This window comes from Arthrobacter sp. B0316-1-20 (assembly GCF_059091865.1).
On sequence record NZ_JBNHHC010000003.1, the window covers coordinates 187,616 to 211,221 of the forward strand.

General features: G+C 68.0%; 22 protein-coding genes and 3 tRNA genes. 20 read left to right on the forward strand and 5 right to left on the reverse strand.

What is annotated here, in order from left to right:
• Positions 1-88: 88 nt before the first annotated feature.
• Positions 89-709 (reverse strand): hypothetical protein, encoded by a 621-nt coding sequence (locus AC5RW2_RS06080; RefSeq protein WP_494025693.1) that lies wholly within the window; start codon positions 707-709, stop codon positions 89-91.
• A gap of 63 nt (positions 710-772) precedes the next feature.
• Positions 773-1,171, reverse strand: coding sequence for a DUF7793 family protein (locus tag AC5RW2_RS06085; RefSeq protein ID WP_494000018.1), 399 nt, complete (start codon positions 1,169-1,171; stop codon positions 773-775).
• 241 nt (positions 1,172-1,412) lie between these two features.
• Between AC5RW2_RS06085 and AC5RW2_RS06090 the strand changes: the two genes are divergently transcribed.
• From AC5RW2_RS06090 to AC5RW2_RS06135, 10 genes are all read left to right on the forward strand, one after another.
• Positions 1,413-2,204, forward strand: coding sequence for an MBL fold metallo-hydrolase (locus AC5RW2_RS06090; RefSeq protein ID WP_494000017.1), 792 nt, complete (start codon positions 1,413-1,415; stop codon positions 2,202-2,204).
• 63 nt (positions 2,205-2,267) lie between these two features.
• Positions 2,268-3,041, forward strand: coding sequence for a fumarylacetoacetate hydrolase family protein (locus AC5RW2_RS06095; protein ID WP_494022887.1), 774 nt, complete (start codon positions 2,268-2,270; stop codon positions 3,039-3,041).
• 4 nt (positions 3,042-3,045) lie between these two features.
• The gene (locus AC5RW2_RS06100) at positions 3,046-3,246 is read left to right on the forward strand and encodes a hypothetical protein (RefSeq protein ID WP_494073774.1); all 201 of its coding nucleotides are present in this window, start codon (positions 3,046-3,048) and stop codon (positions 3,244-3,246) included.
• A 56-nt stretch (positions 3,247-3,302) separates the two neighbouring features.
• Positions 3,303-4,802 (forward strand): glutamate--tRNA ligase, encoded by a 1,500-nt coding sequence (gltX, locus tag AC5RW2_RS06105; RefSeq protein ID WP_494073775.1) that lies wholly within the window; start codon positions 3,303-3,305, stop codon positions 4,800-4,802.
• 142 nt (positions 4,803-4,944) lie between these two features.
• Positions 4,945-5,016: transfer RNA gene (locus AC5RW2_RS06110), tRNA-Gln, on the forward strand.
• 63 nt (positions 5,017-5,079) lie between these two features.
• A tRNA-Glu gene (locus AC5RW2_RS06115) sits at positions 5,080-5,152 on the forward strand.
• 49 nt (positions 5,153-5,201) lie between these two features.
• Positions 5,202-5,277, forward strand: a tRNA-Glu gene (locus tag AC5RW2_RS06120).
• A gap of 99 nt (positions 5,278-5,376) precedes the next feature.
• Positions 5,377-7,167: a dynamin family protein gene (locus tag AC5RW2_RS06125; RefSeq protein WP_494073776.1), complete on the forward strand. Its 1,791-nt coding sequence runs from the start codon at positions 5,377-5,379 to the stop codon at positions 7,165-7,167.
• Positions 7,164-8,774, forward strand: coding sequence for a GTPase (locus AC5RW2_RS06130; RefSeq protein ID WP_494073777.1), 1,611 nt, complete (start codon positions 7,164-7,166; stop codon positions 8,772-8,774). Before AC5RW2_RS06125 ends, AC5RW2_RS06130 begins: the two co-directional genes overlap by 4 nt.
• A gap of 23 nt (positions 8,775-8,797) precedes the next feature.
• Complete coding sequence (locus AC5RW2_RS06135; RefSeq protein ID WP_494073778.1) at positions 8,798-9,832, forward strand: thiamine-phosphate kinase; 1,035 nt, start codon at positions 8,798-8,800, stop codon at positions 9,830-9,832.
• Between the two features lie 7 nt (positions 9,833-9,839).
• On the opposite strand, the gene AC5RW2_RS06140 is transcribed toward AC5RW2_RS06135, so the two are convergent.
• Entirely contained in the window at positions 9,840-10,559 is a 720-nt protein-coding gene (locus AC5RW2_RS06140; protein ID WP_493977303.1) for an IclR family transcriptional regulator, read from the reverse strand.
• Between the two features lie 148 nt (positions 10,560-10,707).
• Here AC5RW2_RS06140 and leuC point away from each other — a divergent pair, with 148 nt between their 5' ends.
• The 6 genes from leuC (at position 10,708) to AC5RW2_RS06170 (ending at position 17,301) form a co-directional block, all read left to right on the forward strand.
• Positions 10,708-12,174, forward strand: coding sequence for a 3-isopropylmalate dehydratase large subunit (leuC, locus tag AC5RW2_RS06145; RefSeq protein ID WP_493986902.1), 1,467 nt, complete (start codon positions 10,708-10,710; stop codon positions 12,172-12,174).
• Between the two features lie 15 nt (positions 12,175-12,189).
• On the forward strand, positions 12,190-12,789 hold the full coding sequence (gene leuD, locus AC5RW2_RS06150) for a 3-isopropylmalate dehydratase small subunit (protein ID WP_494000009.1): 600 nt from the start codon (positions 12,190-12,192) through the stop codon (positions 12,787-12,789).
• 224 nt (positions 12,790-13,013) lie between these two features.
• Positions 13,014-14,330 carry a UDP-N-acetylglucosamine 1-carboxyvinyltransferase gene (gene murA / locus AC5RW2_RS06155; RefSeq protein WP_494073779.1) on the forward strand — a complete coding sequence of 439 codons (1,317 nt, stop codon included), beginning with the start codon at positions 13,014-13,016 and terminating at the stop codon, positions 14,328-14,330.
• A 6-nt stretch (positions 14,331-14,336) separates the two neighbouring features.
• Positions 14,337-15,122, forward strand: a complete 786-nt coding sequence (locus AC5RW2_RS06160) for a lysophospholipid acyltransferase family protein (RefSeq protein ID WP_494073780.1) — start codon at positions 14,337-14,339, stop codon at positions 15,120-15,122.
• A complete protein-coding gene (locus tag AC5RW2_RS06165) occupies positions 15,119-16,153 on the forward strand; it encodes an NAD(P)H-dependent glycerol-3-phosphate dehydrogenase (RefSeq protein WP_494022893.1) in 1,035 nt (344 codons plus the stop codon). The genes AC5RW2_RS06160 and AC5RW2_RS06165 overlap by 4 nt, the downstream gene beginning before the upstream one ends.
• An 11-nt stretch (positions 16,154-16,164) precedes the next feature.
• Positions 16,165-17,301, forward strand: a complete 1,137-nt coding sequence (locus AC5RW2_RS06170) for a D-alanine--D-alanine ligase family protein (protein WP_494001270.1) — start codon at positions 16,165-16,167, stop codon at positions 17,299-17,301.
• Between the two features lie 36 nt (positions 17,302-17,337).
• On the opposite strand, the gene AC5RW2_RS06175 is transcribed toward AC5RW2_RS06170, so the two are convergent.
• Entirely contained in the window at positions 17,338-17,817 is a 480-nt protein-coding gene (locus AC5RW2_RS06175) for a DUF3515 domain-containing protein (protein ID WP_494000005.1), read from the reverse strand.
• 125 nt (positions 17,818-17,942) lie between these two features.
• On the opposite strand from AC5RW2_RS06175, the gene AC5RW2_RS06180 reads away from it, so the two are divergent.
• The 4 genes from AC5RW2_RS06180 to rsmD all read left to right on the forward strand — a co-directional run bounded on the left by AC5RW2_RS06180 (position 17,943) and on the right by rsmD (position 22,852).
• Positions 17,943-18,986: an LCP family protein gene (locus AC5RW2_RS06180; RefSeq protein ID WP_494073781.1), complete on the forward strand. Its 1,044-nt coding sequence runs from the start codon at positions 17,943-17,945 to the stop codon at positions 18,984-18,986.
• A gap of 148 nt (positions 18,987-19,134) precedes the next feature.
• Entirely contained in the window at positions 19,135-20,073 is a 939-nt protein-coding gene (locus AC5RW2_RS06185) for a DAK2 domain-containing protein (protein ID WP_494001269.1), read from the forward strand.
• Positions 20,063-22,258: an ATP-dependent DNA helicase RecG gene (locus AC5RW2_RS06190; protein ID WP_494000003.1), complete on the forward strand. Its 2,196-nt coding sequence runs from the start codon at positions 20,063-20,065 to the stop codon at positions 22,256-22,258. Before AC5RW2_RS06185 ends, AC5RW2_RS06190 begins: the two co-directional genes overlap by 11 nt.
• Positions 22,259-22,261: 3 nt before the next feature.
• Positions 22,262-22,852, forward strand: coding sequence for a 16S rRNA (guanine(966)-N(2))-methyltransferase RsmD (gene rsmD, locus AC5RW2_RS06195; RefSeq protein WP_494025703.1), 591 nt, complete (start codon positions 22,262-22,264; stop codon positions 22,850-22,852).
• Here the strand turns inward: rsmD and AC5RW2_RS06200 are convergent.
• The gene (locus AC5RW2_RS06200) at positions 22,835-23,605 is read right to left on the reverse strand and encodes a spermidine synthase (RefSeq protein ID WP_494012334.1); all 771 of its coding nucleotides are present in this window, start codon (positions 23,603-23,605) and stop codon (positions 22,835-22,837) included. The two genes, rsmD and AC5RW2_RS06200, sit on opposite strands and share 18 nt — an antisense overlap.
• Between the last annotated feature and the right edge of the window lies 1 nt (position 23,606).

Consider the following 23,606-nt stretch of genomic DNA (forward strand, 5'->3'; position numbering starts at 1 on the left):
GGGCACACCTTCGACGCCCGCCCACCTTCCGACGCCCGCCCACCTTACCTTCCGGCGTACCCCCGGGGAGCGCCGGAAGGTGCTGCGGCTAACCCTTCCGGGCGGCTGCCTTGCGCTCTGCGGCCTTTCGAGCCTTCTTGGAGACGGGCTTGAGCGCTTTGCGCTCGGCCTCTTCGGCGGCGATCCGGTTCTTGCGGGCATCCACCAGGTCGTTCCACAGGGCGGTGGCGAAGCTGCCGCCGTCCCGCGCGTAGACCTCGTACGGGAACGAAGCGAAAATGCCGGCCGGCGCCGCCGTCCCCGGGAGTTTCTTCCCGCTCTTCAGCGCGTAGGCGTCGCCGAGGGCCCAGGTCTCCGACAGGAAGCGGGCCAGGTTCTCGCGGATAAACACATTGGCGTCCGGGGCCTCGGCAGCCTGTTCCAGCAGGGCCTGCAGCCGGGAGGACGCCAGGGCCGCTGCGGCTTCGGCGGCATCCGCGCCGCCCGCGGCGGCGGCCTCGAGCTCGGCGGAGAACTCTTGCACGGCGGTTTCCCAGTCGGTCGTCTCGCGGTTTTTCTGCCAGGTGGGGAACCACACGATGTCCCCGTTGGCGTGGTTATGAATGTGCTGCATCCCGCTGTTGCGCTCGGCCACCGCATGGTCGTGCTCGGCCACGTCATATTCGGCCAGCAAATCGGCCAGGGACGTGGTGTTCTGGGTATCCGCCATGGGGTTTTCCTATCCTGCAGCTGCAAATGGTTCCATCAAGGGCAACCCAGCCGCAGCCCGGACTTATTCCGTCTCCACCCCGGCAAGGCGTCCGGCATGCGTCGCCAGCCACTGACGCGCCGCGGCCTCGTCGTCGAAATATCCCGTCGGGAAGTCGTCCTTGGCGAAGATCCGCACGAAGAAGCTGGCGAGCACCCGGTCGACGGCCCCGTTGCCGAGCACCGCGAGGGCGACGCACGGCGTGAAGGTATCTGCGATCAGCCGTGCCTCCGGAGTCACCCAGCGCACGCCGGCCATTTTCAGCAGCACCGCCACCCGCCGGTCCCCGGCGACGTCGAAGAGGTGGTCGACGACGTGCTGCGCGAGCTCGGCACCGACGCTGAGGCCGCGCCGGACAGTCAACACCAGGAGGCCATCCCGGCCCAGCTGCACGTCGTACGGTGAGTGGACTTCCGTCAGCACTGATCCTCCATCCGGCCGGGAAGATGCGCGCATCGCCCGGCCCTCGTCCGGCCGCCGTTGGCGGGACTGCAGGTGCCCAGCGTAGCGAACATGGTCAAGCCACCGGTACGGGCCCGGCAAGTATGACGGATGCCGTCCGGCCCGGGGGATGATGAGGGCCGTGGCAACCTCCCGGGGCGCCGGCCACCAACGGCCGCCTCCCCGGGGCGCCGGCCTGCGGCGCCGGGCGGGGAGTGCGAGGATGAATCCTGTGACCGCTGAACTAAATCCCTCCCTTGTCCGCAGCAGTGAACTGACCCGGTACCGGCTGGCCCCCAACCCGGGGCCGATGAGCCTGGACGGCACCCAGTCCTACCTGATCGCCGCCCCGGGGAACGGGGGAGTGGCAGTTGTCGATCCCGGGCCGCTGGACGAGGAGCACTTGGCTGAGCTGGCGGCAGTGGGGAAGGTGGAACTGGTCCTGATTACCCACCACCACATCGATCACATCGAAGCGAGCGAACGCTTCCACGAACTGACCGGCGCTCCCGTGCGTGCCTTGGACGAAGCACTCTGTTACGCCGCCGAACCGCTGCGGGACGGCGAGGTGGTTCGGGCGGCCGGCGTCGACATCCGCGTGCTGGCCACACCGGGCCACACGGCGGACTCGGTGAGCTTCCATCTTCCCGACGACGGACCTCACGGCTCAGTGCTCACCGGCGACACCATCCTGGGCCGCGGCACCACCATCATCGCCTACCCGGACGGCAGGCTCGGCCCGTACCTGGCTTCGCTGGCCCGGCTGGAACTCCTCGGTCCGGCGAAGGTCTTGCCCGCGCACGGCGGCACGCTTCCGGACCTGTCGGCCATCTGCCGCGAGTACGCCGACCACCGCCGGCTCCGCCTGGACCAGATTCGCGCCGCACTGGAGCACCTCGGCGCCGACGCGACCGTCGACGCGGTGACCGACCATGTCTACGCCGACGTCGATCCCGCGGTCCGCTTCGCCGCCGAATCCTCCGTCGCCGCCCAGCTCGAATACCTGCGCGGTTGAGAGGTGCAGGTTCGGGCCCGTCCCATTTGAAATCCGCGGGCGGGAAACCAGTAGGCTAAACCCATGCGCATAGCCCGGTTTGTCCTTGAATCCGACCCCCAGTACGGCATCGTCGAAGGCGAGGAGGGGAGTGAGCAGATTACCGTCATCGCCGGCGACCCGTTCTTCAACGGCATCCAGCCCACCGGTGCCCAACACAAGCTCGAGGACGTGCGGTTGCTCGCCCCGATCATTCCGCGCAGCAAGGTGATCGGCATCGGCCGCAACTACGCCGACCACATCCAGGAAATGGGCAACGAGACGCCGGCCGCCCCGTTGATGTTCCTCAAGCCCAACACCTCGGTGATCGGCCCGAACGAGCCGCTGGTCCTGCCTGAGTTCTCCGACGAAGTCTCCTACGAGGCCGAACTCTGCGTGATCATCGGCCGGATCTGCAAGGACGTCCCGGTGGAGCGCGTGGACGAGGTCATCTTCGGCTACACCTGCGGCAACGACCTGACCGCCCGGGACGCGCAGCGCACCGACAACCAGTGGGCCCGCGCCAAGGGATTCGACGGCTCGGCCCCGCTCGGCCCGTGGATCGAGACCGAACTGGACACCGAAGACCTGGCCATCCGCGGCCGGCTCGACGGAGAGCTGAAGCAGGAGGGCAATACCTCGCAGATGATCTGGGGCGTCAAGGAACTGGTCTCCTACGCCTCCCAGGCCTTCACCCTGCTCCCCGGCGACGTCATCATGACCGGCACCCCCTCCGGCGTCGGCACCATCGAATCCGGCCAGCGCTACGAGGTTGAGATCGAGGGCATCGGCACCCTGTCCAACACCGCCCGCCGCTGATCCCATGCCGGCACGCCGCCGCTCCTTCGGAGTCTTTGCGCTCGGATCGCTGGCCACGTTTTCCGTGGCGGCCCGGGCCACCCACTACTGGGGCGGCCCGGACTGGCTGGCGGGGACGTTCCTGGCGGTCGGCATCCTGCTGGCGCTCTATTACCTCTACCGATACACCGCCGGTTCGCGCCGGAAGAAGCCGCACAAGAAGTAGCCGGGCCTCCGGCCCGGCCAGCGGCAGCGGCTTGGCAGACTAAACTGGAGCACATCATGACTACTGCTGCTGCCATCCCCACTGTTGACGACGAAACTCCCGTCCGTGTGCGCTTCTGCCCGTCTCCCACGGGCACGCCGCACGTCGGACTGATCCGCACCGCCCTGTTCAACTGGGCCTACGCCCGGCACACGGGCGGCACCATGGTGTTCCGGATCGAGGACACGGACGCCGCCCGCGACAGCGAGGAAAGCTATCAGCAGCTGCTGGAAGCGCTGAAGTGGCTGGGCATCACGTGGGACGAGGGCGTGGAGGTCGGCGGGCCGCATGAGCCGTACCGCCAGTCCCAGCGCGGCGACATCTACCGGGACGTCATCGCGAAGCTGAAGGAGGCCGGCCACCTCTACGAGTCCTATTCCACCCCGGAAGAAGTCGAGGCCCGGCACAAGGCCGCCGGCCGCGACGTCAAGCTGGGCTACGACAACTTTGACCGGGACCTGACACAGGACCAGATTGCCGCGTTCAAGGCCGAGGGACGCGAACCGGTGCTGCGCGTGCGGATGCCGGACGAGGACATCACCTTCACGGACCTGGTGCGCGGGGAGATCACCTTCAAGGCCGGCAGCGTGCCGGACTTCGCCGTCGTCCGCGCCAACGGCAAGCCGCTCTACACCTTGGTTAACCCCGTGGACGACGCACTGATGGGCATCACCCACGTTCTGCGCGGCGAGGACCTGCTGTCTTCGACTCCTCGCCAGATCGCGCTCTACCGGGCCCTGGTGGACATCGGCGTGGCCCGCTACATGCCGTTGTTCGGCCATCTCCCGTACGTGATGGGCCAGGGCAACAAGAAGCTTTCCAAGCGCGATCCCGAGTCCAACCTGTTCCTGCACCGGGAGCGCGGTTTCATCCGGGAGGGCCTGCTCAACTACCTCTCGCTGCTGGGCTGGTCGCTGTCCGCCGACGAGGACATCTTCACCATCGACCAGATGGTGGAGGCCTTCGACATCCACGATGTGCTGGCGAACCCGGCGCGCTTCGACCTGAAGAAGGCCGAGGCCATCAACGGGACCCATGTGCGCCTGCTTGAACCCGGCGACTTCAAGCTCCGGCTGATCCCTTACCTGCAGCATGCCGGCCTGGTCGGGGAGTCGCTGACGGAACGCGAGCAGATGATCCTGGCCGACGCCGCGCCGCTGATCCAGGAGCGCATCACCCTGCTGGGGGAGGCGCCGGAGATGGTGGCGTTCCTCTTCAAGAACGACGACGAGATCGAGGTCGCCGACGACGCGCGCAAGGGCCTGCCCGAGAACCTGGCGGAAGCCCTGGACGCCGCGCTGGCCGCGCTGGAGCCGCTCGAGGAGTGGACGGCAGAGAACATCCAGGCGGCCCTGCGGTCGGCCCTGGTCGAGGGCCTGGGGCTGAAGCCGCGGCTGGCCTTCGGGCCGGTGCGCACCGCGGTCTCCGGGCGTCGGATTTCGCCGCCGCTTTTCGAGTCCATGGTGATCCTGGGCAAGGACTCCTCCCTGGCGCGGATCAAGGCCTTCCGCGGCTGAGCGCGCCCCGGGCGACGCGCGGCCCGGCTGCCGCGCGTTGCTCGTTTTGCACTTTCGAGCAGGCATCCGGTAAAGTAATTACTCGTGCTGAGGCGCCAGGGAATGGGTAAAAGCCCGTTTCCACCGGCTCCGAAAGTGCCAGTGGGATATGGTGTAATTGGCAACACAACGGTTTCTGGTACCGTCATTCTAGGTTCGAGTCCTGGTATCCCAGCGCTACAGTCTCCGCTCCGGCGGGGACTGGATTGTGTGGAGCGAAAACTCCGCGCAAACCTACGGCCCCATCGTATAGCGGCCTAGTACGCCGCCCTCTCACGGCGGTAACGCGGGTTCGAATCCCGCTGGGGTCACGGTCCGCAAGGGCAAGGCAGTGCAGGCCTTCAACTGTGCAAGCTATGCGGCCCCATCGTATAGCGGCCTAGTACGCCGCCCTCTCACGGCGGTAACGCGGGTTCGAATCCCGCTGGGGTCACCAACAGCCGGTCCCGGACATCCCGTCTGGGACCGGCTTTTTGTATGCCCCGAAGAACCAGGCCTACGGCCCGCCGTGGCAGGGTTGGCGGCTCCTGCTGGCATGATAGGAACCGTGACAAGCAGGTTGCCCGAGGGCCAGGACAGGGGAGCGGCGGACGCCGTCGTGCTCCTGGAACAAAGCCGGGGCGCGCTTGAAGCGGTCCAGTTGCCGCTAAACGTTCCCGGTGCCGCCGCAGCCCGCGGAGCCGTCGCCGCCGCCATTGCCCAGTTGAACGACTACATTCTGCCCCGCTACCGCACGCTGGAAGCCCCGCTGCTGGCCGTCGTGGGGGGATCCACCGGCGCCGGGAAATCGACGCTTGTGAACGCGGTGGCGGGCTTTCCGGCCACCCGTGCCGGAGCGATCCGGCCCACCACACGCCAACCCGTCCTGCTGCATCATCCGGGCGACGCGGCATGGTTTTCGGATCGGCGGATCCTGCCCGGCCTCAGCCGAATCACCGGAACGCCGGCGCCGGCCACCGCCGACAGGCAGGCCCACAATCCGGAACCGGCCGGCGAACCTGCCGGAACCTCGCTGGTGTTGCTCGCCCACAACAGCATTCCCGCGGGCATAGCGCTGCTCGATGCACCGGATATCGATTCGATTGCCGACGAGAACCGGCGGCTGGCGGGACAACTGCTGGCCGCCGCCGACCTGTGGATTTTCGTTACCACCGCCAACCGGTACGCCGACGCCGTGCCGTGGGCGCTGCTCCTGGACGCCGCACAGCGGGACATCGAAGTGGCGATCGTCCTGGACCGGGTGCCGGAAGAAGTTGAGCGTGAAGTCCGCGCCGACCTTGCCGGTCTGCTGCAGCGGCAGGGTCTCGCCGCGGCCCGCCTGTTTGTCATCCTCGAGTCCCGGCTGGACGAACGGGGCATGCTCCCGGCCGGCGCCGTCGATCCCCTCCGGGAGTGGCTCCAGGAACTCGCCGCCGACGCCTCCGGCCGCGCAGACATCGCCCGGCGCACCCTCGGCGGGGCAGTGCGCTCACTGGCCGCGACGGTCGGCTCGGTCGCCGATGCCGCGAACGACCAGCATGCCGCCGGCCAGCGGCTGCGAAAGGTCGTGGAAGACGCCTACGAGGCGGCGACCACGCGGGCTCTCTCGGCCACGGAGGACGGAACGCTCCTCCGGGGCGAGGTGTTGGCGCGCTGGCAGGACTTTGTCGGCACCGGAGAATTCTTCCGGGGTATCGAGAGCGGCATAGGCCTGCTGCGGGACCGGATCGGCGCGTTCTTTTCCGGCAAACCCGCTCCCTCCGTCGAAGTCGAAGAAGCCATCGAGTCCGGGCTGCAGGCCGTCGTCGTCGAGGCGGCGGCCGCCGGCGCGGAGGAGGCCGACGCGCGCTGGCGGACAGACCCGGCCGGGCAGGGCCTGCTCGGACGCGAAGATCTGTCGACTCCCAGCGCGGGCTTTGCGGACGAGGTAGCCCGCGAAATCCGGGCGTGGCAGGCAGACCTGCTGGACCTGATCCGCAGCGAGGGTGAGAGCAAGCGCTTCACCGCGCGCATGCTCTCCTTCGGAGTCAACGGCCTCGGGGTAGCGCTGATGGTGGTGATATTCGCGGCCACCGGAGGGCTGACCGGCTTGGAAATCGGCGTGGCGGGCGGAACGGCCGTGGTGGGCCAGAAGCTGCTGGAAGCGGTCTTCGGCGAGGACGCCGTACGCAGGCTGGCGCGCAAGGCCCGCGCCGAACTGCAGGAGCGAACGCGCAGGCTCATGCGCGCCGAAGCGGAGCGCTTCCTGGCGCGGATCCCTGAGGTGGAGGACGCAGGGACCATGCGCGCACTGGAAGGGCGGCTGCACGCGCTGGGGGCAAAGACGGACACGGGAGCCCCGGATTGAGCCGCCACCGGGGCCAGCCCGAGACCTCCCTGCTGCAGACACGGCTGGATGCCTTGAACACGGCCGCCGAGCTCGCCGCCGGGGTGCTGCCGGAAGCGGAACTCGCACCCGTCACCGAAGTCCTGGAACGGGCCAGCACCCGCCGCTCCCTGTCCGCCGAGCACACCGTGGTTGGCTTTTTCGGTGCGACCGGCAGCGGAAAGTCCTCCCTCTTCAACGCCGTATCCGGCACCCGCCACGCCACCGTGGCGGCACGCCGCCCCACCACGTCCGAAGCAATGGCGGGAATTTGGGGAACGGCCGGCAGCGAACCGCTGCTGGACTGGCTGCAGGTAGCCAACCGGCACGTGGTGGACGACGGATCGTTCGCCGGGCACGGCGGCCTGATCCTGCTGGACCTGCCGGACTTTGATTCCACCGCCGTCGAGCATCGCGCCATCGTGCAACGGTTCGCCGGCCAGGTCGACGTACTGGTCTGGGTGCTGGATCCGCAGAAGTACGCCGATGCCGCCGTGCACCAGGGATTTTTGCGCCCGTTGGCCTCGCACGATGCCGTGACGCTGGTGGTGCTGAACCAGGTGGACCGGCTGGCCGAGGGACAGCTGCAACCGGTCCTGGGGTCGCTGAGGGAGATTTTGCTGCGGGACGGGCTCGCCCGGGTGGATGTCTACCCCGTCTCCGCGACGACGGGGACCGGCCTTGCCGAGCTGACGGCAGCCATCACGGCCTTTGCCGACAAGCGGCAGGCCGCGGCCGAGCGGCTGCTCGCCGACGTCAGGAAGGCGGCCCAGGGCCTGGCCGTTGAACCCGGGGCGGAGCCGGCAGGCGTCAGCAAGGCGGCCAGGAACACGTTGGCCGAGCAGTTGGCGCAGGCGGCAGGCGTGGAAGCGATCAGCGACGCCGTGGGGGCCTCCTACCGGCGGCGGGCGCATGCCCGGACCGGATGGCCGGCGGTCCGCTGGCTCGGAAAGCTGCGCCGCGACCCGCTCAAGCGGCTCAACCTCGACCGCCAGGACGTTAATCCGCTGCTGAACCGCTCGTCCATGCCGGCCCCGGGCCCCGCCCAGCGGGCGCAGGCCGACAAGGCCATCCGTCAGTTCGCCGACCGCGCCGGTGAAGGCGCCGCCGCCCCCTGGCGCGCGGCCATCCGCCGGGCGGCACGATCCGCGGAGGAAACGCTTCCGGACGACTTGGACCAGGCCCTGGTGGGCACGGACCTGCGCTCCGACCGTGCCTCGTGGTGGTGGCCGGTTTTCGGCCTGCTCCAGTGGCTCGCCCTCGCAGCCGCCTTGGCCGGAGGGCTCTGGCTCCTTGGCATCGCCGCGCTGGGCTACCTGCAGTTTGCGGTCCCTGAGACACCAACGGTCGAAGGCTTCCCGGTGCCGACCTTGTTGCTGGCCGCCGGGATCCTCGCCGGGGTGGTGCTGGCGCTGGCATCGGGCGTGATCGCGCGGTTCGTGGCCCGTGCCCGGGCCGCAAATGCGCGGCGGCGGCTCCGGGACGCTGTTGCGCGGGTCGCGGAAGAGCGGGTGGCACGGCCGGTCGAAGAAGCGGTGGCCCGGCACCGGGCATTCAGGCAGGCAGTGCTGAGGGCGTCCGGCGAATGACGTCCCGGGGGAGGCGCGGGGCCATGGACCCGGCAGACGAGATACAAGGAGAACGCAAAAGATTGGCCGCTGAACTGACTGTCAACGATCTGGACGAAGGCTCGCTTCTGGAAAGGATTTTCCCGCGCCTCGGCCCCGCCCGCGTCCCGGTCGGGCCGGGCGATGACGCTGCCGTGATCGAGGCACCCGATGCCCGCACCGTCATCTCGATCGACACATTGGTCCAGGACCAGGACTTCCGGCTTGAGTGGCCCTCCGGGTACCGGACGACGGGCTACGACGTCGGATGGAAATCCGTCGCGCAGAACCTCTCGGACATTAATGCCATGGGAGCCGTGCCGACGTCACTGGTCATCAGCCTGACCCTGCCCGGTGCGACGCCGGTGGCATGGGTCGAGAGCCTGGCCGACGGCGTGGCCGATGCCCTGCGGAAACTGGGGGCGGGCCGGTGCTCCGTCGTGGGCGGTGATCTTGGCCGCGGCGAGTCGATCGTGGTCACGGCTGCCGTTACCGGGGACCTCGAAGGCCGCAGCCCGGTCCTGCGCAGCGGCGCGCGTCCCGGCGACACCGTCGCGGTGGCCGGCACGCTGGGGCGCGCGGCGGCCGGACTGGCGCTGCTCGAAAGCCCGGTTTTCGACGACGGGGCCCCGGCTCCGCTGCAGGAGCTCGCCGGAATCCAGTCCCGGCCGGTGCCTCCGCTGAGCGCCGGCCCCGCTGCGGCCGAATGTGGCGCGACCGCCATGATGGACATCTCGGATGGCCTGCTCCGTGATGCGGCGCGGTTGGCCCGCGCCAGCAGTGTCGCGGTAAACCTTGCGTCGGCGCAGTTGCGGCACTTTGCCGCACCCTTGGACGAGGCAGCGGCCCTGGTGGGGGCGGAGCCCAGCGACTGGGTCCTCGGCGGCGGCGAAGACCATGGCCTGCTGTGTACCTTCCCAGCAGCACAAACCCTGCCGGCGGGGTTCGCCGCCATCGGAGTGGTCGGCGGCGGGAAGGATACGGTGACCCTCGACGGCGTCCCCGTCCGGGTTCGGGGATGGGACCATTTCAGGGGCTGAAGCGCTGCTAGTCGTTGGTCTTTCGCAGGGCTTCGGTCAGTTGGGCGGCCGCGTTGCAGACCACCTCGGCATGCAGCCGGCCGGGTTGCCGCGTGAGCCGCTCGATCGGCCCGGAAATGGAAACCGCGGCGATGACCCGCCCGGACGGACCGCGGACCGGGGCGGAAACCGACGCCACGCCGGGTTCGCGTTCGCCCAGGCTCTGGCCCCAGCCGCGGCGGCGGACGCCGGCGAGGACCGTCGGGGTGAAACGCGCCCCATGGAGTCCTTCAAGCAGCCTCTCGTGGTCTTCCCAGGCCAACAGCACCTGGGCGGCGGAGCCGGCCTTCATCGAGAGCTGTGTCCCCACCGGAATGGTGTCCCGCAATCCGATCGGCCGCTCGGCCGAGGCGACGCATACCCGCGAATCGCCCTGCCGGCGGAAGACCTGGGCGCTCTCACCCGTGGCATCGCGGAGGTTCATGAGCACCGGGCCGGCGGCGGCTATGAGCCGGTCTTCGCCGGCGGCCGCGGCTAATTCGACCAGCCTGCTGCCCAGGACGAACCTGCCCTGCATGTCCCGGCTGACCAGCCGGTGGTGGACCAGCGCCAAAGCGAGCCGGTGGACGGTGGGCCGGGCCAGGCCGGTGGCGGCCACCAGTTGGGCCAGGGACGTGGGTCCGGCCTCCAGGGTGTCCAGCACCATGGCCGCCTTGTCGATGACGCCGACACCGCTAGGATTGTCCATAAGCTGATATTCGCATCTCAATATGTGAGATGCAAGTCGATTGACTGGCGGGCGGGCAGCCGCGCTGGAAGAGTTAAAGCACACACTTTTTGCGGGCCTCCCGGCGGGAGAAAAAGCCTGCGTTGGTATTGATGGAGGAGATCTGGCCATGGCCGGTAACACTGCGGGCAAGACGCTCGCCGAAAAAGTCTGGGATGCACACGTGGTGCGCCACGGCGACGGTGAAGGCGCGGCGCGCCAGCCCGACCTCCTCTACATCGACCTTCACCTGGTACACGAGGTCACGTCGCCGCAGGCCTTCGAGGGCCTGCGCCTGGCGGGGCGCGGGCTGCGCCGCCCGGACCTGACCATCGCGACCGAGGACCACAACACCCCCACGCTGGATATCGACAAGCCGATCGCCGACCCGACCAGCCGCACCCAGATCGAGACGCTGCGCACCAACTGCCGTGAATTCGGGGTCCGGCTGCACTCGCTCGGGGACGCCGAGCAGGGGATCGTGCACGTGGTGGGTCCCCAGTTGGGACTCACCCAGCCCGGCATGACGGTGGTGTGCGGCGACTCGCATACCTCCACCCACGGTGCCTTCGGTGCCCTGGCATTCGGCATCGGGACCTCCGAAGTTGAGCACGTCATGGCGACCCAGACGCTGTCGCTGAAGCCGTTCAAGACGATGGCCATCAACGTCGAGGGCACGCTGCGCCCCGGCGTCACCGCCAAGGACATCATCCTGGCGGTCATCGCCAAGATCGGCACCGGCGGCGGCCAGGGCTACGTGCTGGAGTACCGTGGCTCCGCCATCCGGGCCCTGAGCATGGAAGCCCGGATGACCATCTGCAACATGTCCATCGAGGCGGGCGCCCGCGCCGGCATGGTCGCGCCGGACCAGACCACCTTCGACTACCTCAAGGGCCGGCCGCACGCCCCGGAGGGCGCCGACTGGGACGCCGCCGTCGAAAATTGGCAGACCCTGCGTACCGACGACGACGCGGTGTTCGACGCCGAGGTCTTCCTGGACGCCGATACGCTGGAGCCGTTCGTCACGTGGGGGACCAACCCCGGACAGGGCGTTTCCCTGTCGGAAGCCGTGCCGTCGCCCGACGACTTCGCCGACGAGAACGCCAAGGCAGCCGCGGAACGTGCGCTGGCCTACATGGGTCTTGAAGCCGGCACCCGCATGAAGGACATCCCGGTCGACACCGTCTTCCTGGGCTCCTGCACCAACAGCCGGATCGAGGACCTGCGCATCGCGGCGGACATCATCCGCGGCCGGGCCAAGGCGCCGAACGTGCGCATGATGGTGGTGCCCGGGTCTGCCCGTGTCCGCCTGGAAGCAGAGGCCGAAGGCCTGGACAAGGTGTTCAAGGAGTTCGGCGCCGAGTGGCGGTTCGCCGGCTGCTCCATGTGCCTGGGCATGAACCCGGACCAGCTGGCCCCGGGCGAGCGCTGCGCGTCCACGTCCAACCGGAACTTCGAGGGCCGGCAGGGCAAGGGCGGGCGGACGCACCTGGTATCGCCGGTAGTGGCGGCCGCCACTGCAGTCAGGGGCACGCTGAGTTCGCCCTCGGACCTGGACCCGGTCAACAACGACGCCGTCTCGCGGCCTGCCGCCTAAGGAGCCTGAAGAATCATGGAGAAGTTCACCACCCATACCGGCATCGGGGTCCCGCTGCGGCAGTCCAACGTGGACACCGACCAGATCATCCCGGCGGTGTACCTCAAGCGGATCACCCGGACAGGCTTCGAAGATGCCCTGTTCGCAGCCTGGCGCAAGCACGAGGACTTTATCCTCAACCAGGAGCCGTTCAGCCGCGGGTCCGTTCTCGTGGCCGGCCCGGATTTCGGGACCGGTTCCTCGCGCGAACACGCGGTCTGGGCTTTGAAGGACTATGGGTTCCGCGTCGTCCTCTCCTCCCGGTTCGCCGACATCTTCCGCGGGAACTCCGGCAAGCAGGGGCTGCTGGCCGCCGAGGTCGCCCAGGATGACATCGAGCTGATCTGGAAGGAACTGGAGAACCACCCGGGCACCGAAATCACGGTGGACCTCGAGTCGAAGACCGTCACCTGCGGCACCATCACCGCGCCGTTCGAGATCGACGACTACACCCGCTGGCGGCTGCTCGAAGGCCTGGACGATATCGGGCTGACCCTGAAGCATGAGGCGGAAATCACCACCTACGAGGCCACCCGCCCGTCCTGGAAGCCGACGACCCTCCCGGCAAAAGTCTGAGGACACGCGCCCTGGCGCGAATCGGCGCCGTCGAGGGAGCCGTTCCGGCTCCGTCGGCGGCGCCGATTTGCACCTGCGACTGCCTCATGCAAGGCACCGGCCGGCGGGACGGAAAGCGCCGGACTCGCTGCCCGTTTATTTCAGAGTGGTCACGGATTGCCAATATGCTTAGCTGAGGCCCTGGCGCAGTTCGGCGCTAAACTAGCTTGAGGAAACAGGTATTCATGGCAAGTGTTTTGACCATTCGTGGTGGCGTTCCGTTGGCGGGGAAGGTATCCGTCCGCGGCGCCAAGAACCTGGTTCCCAAAGCGATGGTCGCGTCCTTGCTCGGCAGCAATGCCTCGGTCCTGCGGAATGTGCCCGAAATCAGGGACGTGGAGATCGTCACGAGCCTGCTCCGCCTGCACGGCGTCGAGGTGTCCAAGGACGCGGTGACGGGTGACCTGACGCTTGACCCCACCAAGGTCAAGACGGCCCACATGAAGGACATCGACGCCCACGCCGGCGATTCCCGCATTCCGATCCTTTTCTGCGGGCCCCTGATCCACGCGATCGGCGAGGCCTTCATCCCCGACCTGGGCGGCTGCCGGATCGGCGACCGGCCCATTGACTACCATCTCGACGTGCTGCGGCAGTTCGGCGCGATCGTGGACAAGCGGCCCGGTGGCATAGCCATCTCCGCACCCAGGGGACTGAAGGGCGCGAAACTCACGCTGCCGTATCCCAGCGTGGGCGCCACCGAGCAGGTTCTCCTGACGGCAACCCGCGCCGAGGGCATCACGGAATTGAGCGGCGCCGCCATCGAGCCGGAGATCATGGACCTGATCGCCGTGCTGCAGAAGATGGGTGCCATCATCACGGTCCAGACCGACCGTGTGATCCGTATCGAAGGCGTCACCGAACTGTCCGGCTTCAACCATCGCGCGCTGCCCGACCGCAACGAGGCCGCGTCCTGGGCATCCGCGGCGCTCGTGACGCGGGGAGACATTTACGTCGAAGGTGCCCATCAGGGCGACCTCACCGCCTTCCTGAACACCTACCGCAAGATCGGCGGGGCGTTCGACATCGACGACGACGGCATCCGCTTCTACCACCCGGGCGGCAGCCTGTCGCCGCTGGTGCTCGAGACCGACGTGCACCCGGGCTTCATGACGGATTGGCAGCAGCCCCTCGTCGTCGCCCTGACGCAAGCCGAAGGCGTCTCGATCGTGCACGAGACCGTGTACGAGAACCGGTTCGGATTCACCGAGGCGCTGATTCGGATGGGTGCTAACATCCAGGTGCACCGCGAATGCCTCGGCAGCATTCCGTGCCGCTTCGGGCAGCGGAATTTCCTGCATTCCGCCGTGATTTCCGGACCCACACAGCTCTCCGGGGCGGAGATAGACATCCCCGACCTCCGCGGCGGCTTCAGCCACCTGATCGCCGCGTTGGCGGCGGCCGGAACCTCCCGCGTGACCGGCATCGAACTCATCAACCGTGGCTACGAACGCTTCCAGTCAAAGCTGGAGGGCCTCGGCGCGGACTTCGACGTCGAGTAGGCGGACATGGGAGCAGACTCCAAAGAGCGGGTGGTCATTGGTGTCCTCGCCGGCGTTGTCCGGCCAGTCCTGAACCTGGTCCTCCGGCGCAACTGGACGGGAACGGAGAATTTCCCCAAGGACCGGGGATTCATCGTCTGTCCGAATCACAACACCGAAATCGATCCGCTCGTGGTCGGCCATTACGTCTACAACCAGGGCGCCCTTCCGCACTTCCTGGCGAAGGCCTCGCTGTTCAAGATCCCGGTGGTCGGGCAACTGTTGACGGCGGCCCGGCAGATACCGGTGGAGCGGAGCAGTTCGGGCGCAAACCGTTCCCTTGACGTCTCACGGGAGGTGCTCGACGAAGGCGGGGCCGTGATCATCTACCCGGAGGGGACGCTGACCCGGGACCCGGACCTGTGGCCGATGCGCGGGCGCACCGGGGCGGCAAGGCTCGCGCTGCAGACCGGCGCACCGGTTATTCCGGTGGCGCACTGGGGTGCCAACGAGCTGTTGCCCCGTTATGCGAAAAGGCCCAGCCTTTTTCCGCGCAAGACGGCACACGTCACGGCCGGACCGCCGGTGGACCTGAGCGAATTCAGCGGCTTGCCGATCACCAGGACCGTTCTCGAGGCCGCAACGAATAGGATTATGGACAGCATCACGGCGCTGCTGGCCGAAGTACGCGGCGAGGCAGCGCCCGCCGTCCGCTGGGATCCTTCTGCTCACGGTCAAAGCGCCATGGGCCGGGACTTTGGTTCCGGCGAACCGGTGCATACAGAAGAGCTACCGCCCGAGGAGAAGTTGTGACAGCACGCCCCGACCTGCCTGCCAACATCGCCGTTCTGGGAGCAGGAAGCTGGGGCACTACCTTTGCCAAGGTCGTCGCGGACGCCCACCCCGAGGTCGAGGTCAGGCTCTGGGCCCGGCGCGCCGAAGTGGCGGAGGAAATCAATTCCCGGCACCGGAATGCGAAGTACCTCCGGGACATCGCGCTGCCGGAGAACATCGTCGCTTCGGAGGACGTCGCCGAAGTCCTCCGCGGCGCGCCGCTGGTGGTGCTCGCTGTTCCCGCCCAGACCCTCCGGCCGCAGCTGGCGTCCTGGAAGCCGCTGCTCGATCCGGAGGCAGTGGTCGTCTCGCTCATGAAGGGGCTGGAGCGCGGGACCGATGCGCGCATGAGCGAAGTCATCAAGGAAGAGCTCGGCCTGTCAGACTCCCACGTGGCCGTCATTTCCGGTCCCAACCTGGCGCTCGAGATTGCGCGCAAGGAACCGACCGCCTCGGTGGTGGCCTGCACGGACGACGACACCGCGCAGTGGATTGCGCGGTTGTGCACCGCCAGCTATTTCCGTCCGTACACGAACTCGGACGTCACGGGGGTGGAGATCGGCGGCATCGTGAAGAACATCATTGCCCTGTGCGTGGGAATCTGCGACGGCAAGGGCATGGGAGACAACACCAAGGCGACGGTCATCACCCGCGGACTGGCCGAGACCACCAGGCTCACCCTTGCCCTCGGGGGAGAGGTCCAGACGATGGCCGGGCTGGCCGGGCTCGGCGACCTGGTCGCCACCTGCGCGTCGCCGCTGTCGCGCAACCACACAGCCGGACGGCTCTTGGGCGAAGGCCTGACCCTGGACCAGGTGACGGAACGAATGACCCAAACGGCCGAAGGCATCAAGTCCGGCCGCGCCGTGCTGGATCTGGCCACCAAGGTGGGCGTCGACATGCCGATTACCGAGGCAGTGGTTGCCGTCCTGGAGGGGCAGGTTTCCGTAGAGGCGCTGGCGCCACGCCTGTTGACCCGTGAACTCAAATCCGAAGGTGAACTCCAGTGAACGACGAGACCATTCCCGCCGCGAACGCCCCCTCGCCGGGCCGCAAACCCCGCGTTGCCGTCCTTTTCGGCGGGCGGTCCAGCGAACATTCCGTCAGCTGCGTCACCGCGGCCGGGGTTCTCGGGGCCATCGACAAGGACAAGTACGACGTCGTTCCCATCGGAATTGCGCGCAACGGCCAGTGGGTCCAGGTCGCCGATGATCCGGCCCAGTGGTCGCTCGCCTCGGGGAAAATGCCGGAGATCAGTACGTCCGCCGAACCCGTCGTGCTGGCCAGCAGGCGGGACACGCCGGAACTCATGGTCGCGCCGGCCGCGCAGGTTCCGCAGAGCCTGGGCAACGTCGACGTGGTGCTGCCGCTGCTGCACGGGCCGTTCGGCGAGGACGGAACGCTTCAGGGGTTGCTGGAGATGGCCGACGTCCGCTACGTCGGCGCCGGCGTACTGGCCTCTGCCGTCGGCATGGACAAGCACTATATGAAGGTGGTCTTCGAATCGGCCGGCCTCCACGTCGGTCCCTACCAGGTCATCACCGACCGTCAGTGGCAGCAGGACCCGGACGCGGTGCTCGAACGTCTGGGCACGCTCCAGTTCCCGGTCTTCGTCAAGCCGGCCCGTGCGGGCTCCTCCATGGGAATCACCCGGGTGGCCGAGCCGGGCGGCCTGCGCGACGCCGTGGAGGCCGCCCGCGAACACGATCCCAAGGTGGTTGTCGAAGCCGGCATCATCGGCCGCGAGATTGAAGTAGCGGTGCTGCAGGGCAGGGGAACAGAACCGACGCGCACCAGCCTGCCCGGGGAAATCGCCGTCCAGCCCGGCGAGCATCAGTTTTACGATTTCGAAGCGAAATACCTGGACGGTACGGCCGCCGCCCTCAGCTGCCCGGCGGATTTGCCCGCCGACGCCACGGAACGAGTGCGCGAACTCGCCGCACAGGCGTTCGACGCGCTCGGGGGAGAGGGACTCTCCCGGGTCGACTTCTTCTACACGCCGGACGGCGAGCTCATTATCAATGAGATCAACACCATGCCCGGGTTTACGCCGATCAGCATGTATCCGCAGATGTGGGCGAAATCCGGACTGCCTTACACCGAGTTGATCGACGAGCTGCTGTACCTGGCCCTCAACCGCAAGACCGGCCTCCGCTGACCATGCCGGCCAGCGCGGTGTCGCCGGCCGTGCCGCCTACAGGACGTCGGAAATGCTCAGGCATTCGCGTTCCTGCGGGATCTCCGACGCCGCCGCCGAGATGTCCATCAACACGGAGCTCTCTGCCACGTCATCGGGCTTGAACAGCAGTTCCGTGGCCGGGGTGCGCCCGTAGGTCGTGGCCGTCCAGTAGCCGTTCTCGCCTTCGCGCAGTACCCAGTCGACGCCGTCGACCGAGACGCATTGGTCCGTCGTCGGGCCGGGAACCGGCACACCGCACCGCAGGATGACCTGGGAAGGGTCCCCCCAGGCGGCGGTCGCCTGGCTGCTCGTTTCACGGCGCGGGAAATCGGCGACGTACTGGGGGAGGATGACCATCATCGGGGCGCATCCGGGGTTTGCCGCGTCCGGAGCGGCGTCAACGTCGACAACAGGCGAACACGCCGTGAGGCTGCCCAGGGCTCCTAGCGACAAAAGGACGGCAAAACGGCGGCGTCGGGGGAAGGCGCGGGTCATACAGCCAGCGTATCCCGACCATCGCGGCCCGCCGGAGCGACAGTGACCGCAGCCACGCCAGACCGGCCCTGCGGTGAGGAGTCGCCCGCGGGGTTTATCCTTTTAGGTAGCCTCACCCCTAGGAAGTGACCCCATTGACTGCTGACCACGACAACGAATACCGCCCGCGGCGGCAGCGCCGCCAGCGGAAGAAAGATCCCATCCGCACCATCTTCTTTACCCTCGTGGGCATCGTTGTCGTCGCTGCAATCGTCGGAGGTGGCTACTTGTTCAACTTGGCCAACTCCTTCAACAGCAAGTCCCAAACGATCGAATCGGCCTTCCCGGACAATCGGGCCGAGAAGGACCCGAACGACAAGACGGTCAACATTCTTCTGATGGGCTCCGACAGCCGCGCCACGGGTACGCAGAATCTGACCGAGGTCTCGGACGGCAGCCGCTCCGACACCATGATGCTGATGCACATCCCGGAGAATCGGGAGAACGTCTACGTCATGTCGATCATGCGCGACACCTGGGTGGACATACCGGGCCAGGGCGAGCACAAGATCAACGCCGCCATGGCGTTCGGCGGGGTACCGCTTGTCGTCGAAACCATCGAAGGGCTGTTTGAGACCCGCGTCGACCACGTCGCCATCATCGACTTCTCGGGGTTCAAGGAACTGACCGACGCCTTGGGCGGGGTGGAGATCAACAATCCGGCGGCCTTCTCGGCAACCGGGTCGACCGGCGAGTTCTTCCCTGCGGGCACCCAGACTCTGGACGGCGAGTCTGCCCTGTCCTTCGTGCGCGAGCGCAAGGCCTTCGGCGACGGCGACTATCAGCGCGTGCGCAACCAACAGCTCTTCGTCAAGGCTCTGATGTCCGAGTTCCTGACGGCCGAGACACTGACAAACCCCGTGCGCATTAACGAGGTAGTCGACGAATTTTCCCCGTTCGTGAGCGTTGACAGCGAATTCGACGCCATGACCGCAGGCTCCCTGGGCGTCTCGCTTCGGGATGTACGGTCAAGCGACGTTCAGATGTTCACCCTTCCGACCCTGGGCACCGGCACTTCCGCGGACGGCCAGTCGATCGTCGTGCCGGACGAGGCGGCCATCGCCGAGATAGCCGACGCGCTGCAGAACGACAGCCTCGGCGAATATCTGAGTACTTCGGATCTCGAGTGAGCCGCGACGCGGCCGTATGCCGGTGAGCGGAGCCGGCTGCGGTAGGCTCAGGTAACGCCGGAGGACTGAGATCGATCGTTGGCGGGCATCGCCGGCGCATGCAGATGGGACCCCTTTGCAGACGAAAATTGCTGCCAATGCCGAAGCGCTGCGCCGCTGGCTGTCCAGGGCCGAGGTCGTCCTCGGCAACCACAGCGACCGCCTGAACGCCATCAACATCTTCCCGGTGGCCGACGGCGACACGGGGACCAACCTCTATCTGACCGTCCGGGCGGCGGCGAAGTCGGCCGCCGAAAACCGGACGGCGGACATCGGCGAACTCCTGGCCGGAGCAGGCCAGGCGGCGATGGAAGAAGCGCGCGGGAACTCGGGCACCCTGCTGTCCGTTTTCCTGGCCGCCCTGGCCGAACCCTTGCGGGGCACGACCCGGTTGACGGGGCCGCTGCTGGCCGCGGCCCTCCAGCGTGCCGAAATCAGGTGCTGGTCCGCGTTGAGCGAGCCCGTGGAGGGCACCATGCTCTCCGTCATCGCGTCGGTCTCGCGGGCGGCATCGGCGGTACATGCGGCGAAGAACGGCGACGACAGCAACCACGGCCTGGCGGCAACGCTGGAATCGGTCGTGGAAGAGGCGGTGGCCGCGGTCGTCAGGACCGAGACACAGCTCGGGGCACTTGAATCGGCGCACATCGTCGACGCCGGCGCCGTCGGGTTCCTGCTCATCATGGACACCCTGCGGGCCAGCGCCCTGGGCGTGGAACTGCAGCCGGAACTGCTGGACGGCCTGCACGGCTACAACGTGCAGGATCCGCACCTGCACCTGGACCACGTGCACGAAGGTGTCGAGGTCATGTGCACCGTCAACCTCAGCCCCCTCGACGCCGCGACGCTGCGCCTGAAACTGGACGAGCTGGGCGACTCGGTCATCATGAGCGCCGTGACTGAAATCGAGGGCGGGTACCGTTGGCGCGTCCACGCGCACGTGCCGGACGGCGACGCGGCCCTGGAGGTTATCCGGGAGCTGGGTGAACCGATGAACGTCAGCATGACGGAGCTGGCCGGCCCGCCGGAGCAGAACCATGGCGGTTGACCCTGCCGACGAGCTGAGCGTCCCGCTGGAGCGGCGGCTGGGCAAGCGCTCGGCCTCGGCACTCGAAAAGCACCTGGGCATGACGGTGACCGGGGAACTGCTCAACTACTTCCCGCGGCGATACATGAAGCGCGGAGAGCTGACCATGATCGCCGAGCTGCCGATCGACCAGGACGCAACCCTGGTGGCACGGGTGCTGAGCTCCAGTTCACGCAAGATGCGGGCCCGCCGCGGTTCGCTGACCGAGGTCGTCGTGACCGACAATTCCTCGGACATCAGCCTCACCTTCTTCAACGGCTATCAGGCGGAACGGGAACTGCGGCCGGGGACCATCGCCATGTTCTCCGGCAAGGTGACGTCCTACCGCGGAAACCTCACCTTGACCAACCCCGACTACCAGTTGCTCGAAGACGCCTTCGACTTCGACGCCGAGGAGGCCCTGCGCCCGGTGCCCATGTATTCGGCGACGGCAAAACTGGGCAGCTGGCGCATCAAGGCGGCCGTTGACCTGTTGCTCGATGCCGTGGACTTCGGGCGCCTGGGGGACCCCATCCCGACCGACATCGCCGTACGGGACGGAATGCTCTCACTGGCTGAGGCCTACGAACAGATCCACCGGCCCTCGACGATGGAAGCCGCCAGCGCGGCCCGCGACCGCTTCCGCTATCAGGAAGCGCTGGTCCTGCAGGCGGCCCTCGGGCGGAAGCGGGCCATCGCCGCGGCCGAACAGGCGACCGCACGCCCGGGCCGGAAGGGCGGTATTGCCGACAAGTTCGACGCCCGCCTGCCCTTCGACCTGACTTCGGGACAGCGCGAGGTCGGCGCGACGATCGCGGCGGAGCTGGCCGGAGATTCACCCATGAACCGGTTGCTGCAGGGGGAAGTCGGGTCGGGGAAGACCCTGGTTGCCCTGCGGGCCATGCTGCAAGTGGTCGACTCGGGCGGCCAGGCCGTCCTGCTCGCGCCGACCGAGGTCCTGGCGGGCCAGCATTTCGCATCGATCACCCGGACGCTTGGCCCGTTGGCGCAGGGCGGCATGTTGGGCGGCGATCCCGACGGCACTAAAGTCGTGCTGCTGACCGGCTCGATGACCGGAACGGCCAAGCGCAGGGCCTTGCTCGATGTGGCGGCAGGCGAGGCGGGCATCGTCGTCGGCACGCATGCCCTGCTGTCCGACACGGTGCAGTTTTTTGACCTCGGCCTCGTGGTGGTGGACGAACAGCACCGCTTCGGCGTGGAACAGCGCGATCGCCTCCGGAGCCGCTCGGCCACGCCACCGCACCTGCTGGTCATGACTGCCACGCCCATTCCCCGGACGGTGGCGATGACCGTCTTCGGGGACCTGGAAACGTCCGTGCTGACGGAGCTGCCCGCGGGCCGCGCTCCGATCACCACCCACCTGGTGGCCCTCCAGGAACATCCTGCCTGGGAGGACCGGATCTGGGAACGGGCCCGGGAGGAGGTCGCCGCCGGCCGGCAGGTCTACGTCGTGTGCCCCAAGATCGGGGATGACGAGCTCGAAGAGGCCGATCCGCCGGACGAGCTGTCAGGGCAGCCGGAGCAACAGCGGCCCATGGCATCGGTGGCCGCCCTGGTCGAGTACCTGGGCGGGCTGCCGGTCCTGGACGGAATCCGGATCGGCATGCTGCACGGCCGGATGGAGCCGGAGCAGAAGGCCGCTGCCATGGCGGCGTTCAACGACGGAACGTTGGACATCCTGGTGTCCACCACGGTCATCGAGGTCGGCGTCGACGTGCACAACGCCACCATGATGGTGATCCTGGACGCCGACCGCTTCGGCATTTCGCAGCTCCACCAGCTCCGCGGACGGGTGGGCCGCGGCGGGCTCCCCGGCACCTGTCTGCTGGTCACGCAGCTGGAGCCCGGGCACCCCAGCCGCGAGCGGCTGCAGGCCGTAGCCGCGACCACCGACGGGTTTGAACTCTCGCAGGCAGACCTCCAGCTGCGTCGCGAAGGCGACATCCTCGGGGCGTCCCAGTCCGGCGGCAAATCCACCCTGAGGCTGCTGCGCGTGATCAAGGACGAGGCCGTTATCGCCCGTGCCCGGGAAGACGCCACGGCCATCCTGCAGCGGGACTCTACCCTGGCCCGGTATCCCGAGCTGGCGGCCGCCATCGAGCTGTACCTGAACCCCGAGCGGGAGGCCTTCCTTGAGCGCGGGTAACCGGTGAGCCGCATCGTGGCCGGCGTGGCCGGGGGACTGGCCCTGGCCAGCGTGCCCGGGGAGAACACCCGGCCGACGACGGACCGGGTCAAGGAGGCGTTGTTTTCCCGGCTGGAGTCCTACGATGTCGTGGCCGGCGCCCGGGTACTCGACCTTTTCGCCGGCTCCGGGGCTCTGGGAGTCGAGACCGCCAGCCGCGGCGCCGCCACGGTGGACCTGGTCGAAGCGGCCGACAAAGCCGCGGGGGTCTGCCGCCGCAACGCCGAGCTGGTCAACGGCAAACTGGGCCGGAAGACGGCCACGGTGCACCGGATGAAGGCGGAACGGTTCCTCAAGGACCTTCCGCCGGGACACCATTGGGACCTGGTGCTGATGGACCCGCCGTACCCGCTGGCCGAGGACGCGCTCGCCGGCATCCTCGCCTCCTTGTCCGGATTCCTCGCCGACGGCGCCGTCGTCGTCGTCGAACGCTCTTCGCGGTCACCCGAACCGGAATGGCCCGAAGGCCTCGTCCGGTTCGCCGTCCGGAAGTACGGCGAGACGCGTCTCTGGTTCGCCGAACCCGCCGTGGACCCGTCAGCTGCGGGCGAATGAATCGAGCTCCGGGCCGCTGAGGACCGCCGCCGGGTGCGGGCCCGCCGCCAGCAGGGCGGCCGACCATTCCGGCGGCCACAAACCGCCGCGGGCGGCCAGGACGATGTTGCCCGCCCTCCGGCTGCCGAACATGCCGGCCTCGCCCAACGCCGCCACCGAACCGGCGACGGACGCGAGCTCGGCGATCTGCCGCTTGGCGAACGCCAGCGGCGGGTCGTCTCCGACGTTGACCAGCAGCACCCCGTCCGGTTCCAAAGCCTCCAGCATCTCCGCGTAGAAGTCCGCCGTGGTCAGGTGCTCCGGGGCGTCGTCGCCGGCGAAAACATCCAGCACGATCACATCGAAGGTGCCCTCGATGTCCCCGAAGGCCAGTTCATGCCGGGCATCGCCGAAGTGGACCGTCAGGTCCGTGCCGTCGGGCATGGGAAGGTGCTCGAGGACGAAGTCCAGCAGCTCCCGCTCCAGCTCGACGGCGACCTGCCGGGAACCGGGCCGGGTGGCCTGCACGTACCGGGCCAGCGTCAGGGCGCCGGCGCCCAGGTGGAGGCAACGCAGCGGGACCCCTGCCGGGCCCGCCAGGTCGACGACGTTGGCGATCCGGCGCAGGTATTCGTAGAACACGTCGCCGGGATGACGCAGGTTGACGTGCGATTGCTCGGCGCCGCCAATGCTCAGGACGTAGGATCCCGGTACCCGGTCGTCCTTGTCGATTCCGGCGTGGAGGCCGGTGCCGCGCAGGTAGCGTTCGGCCACG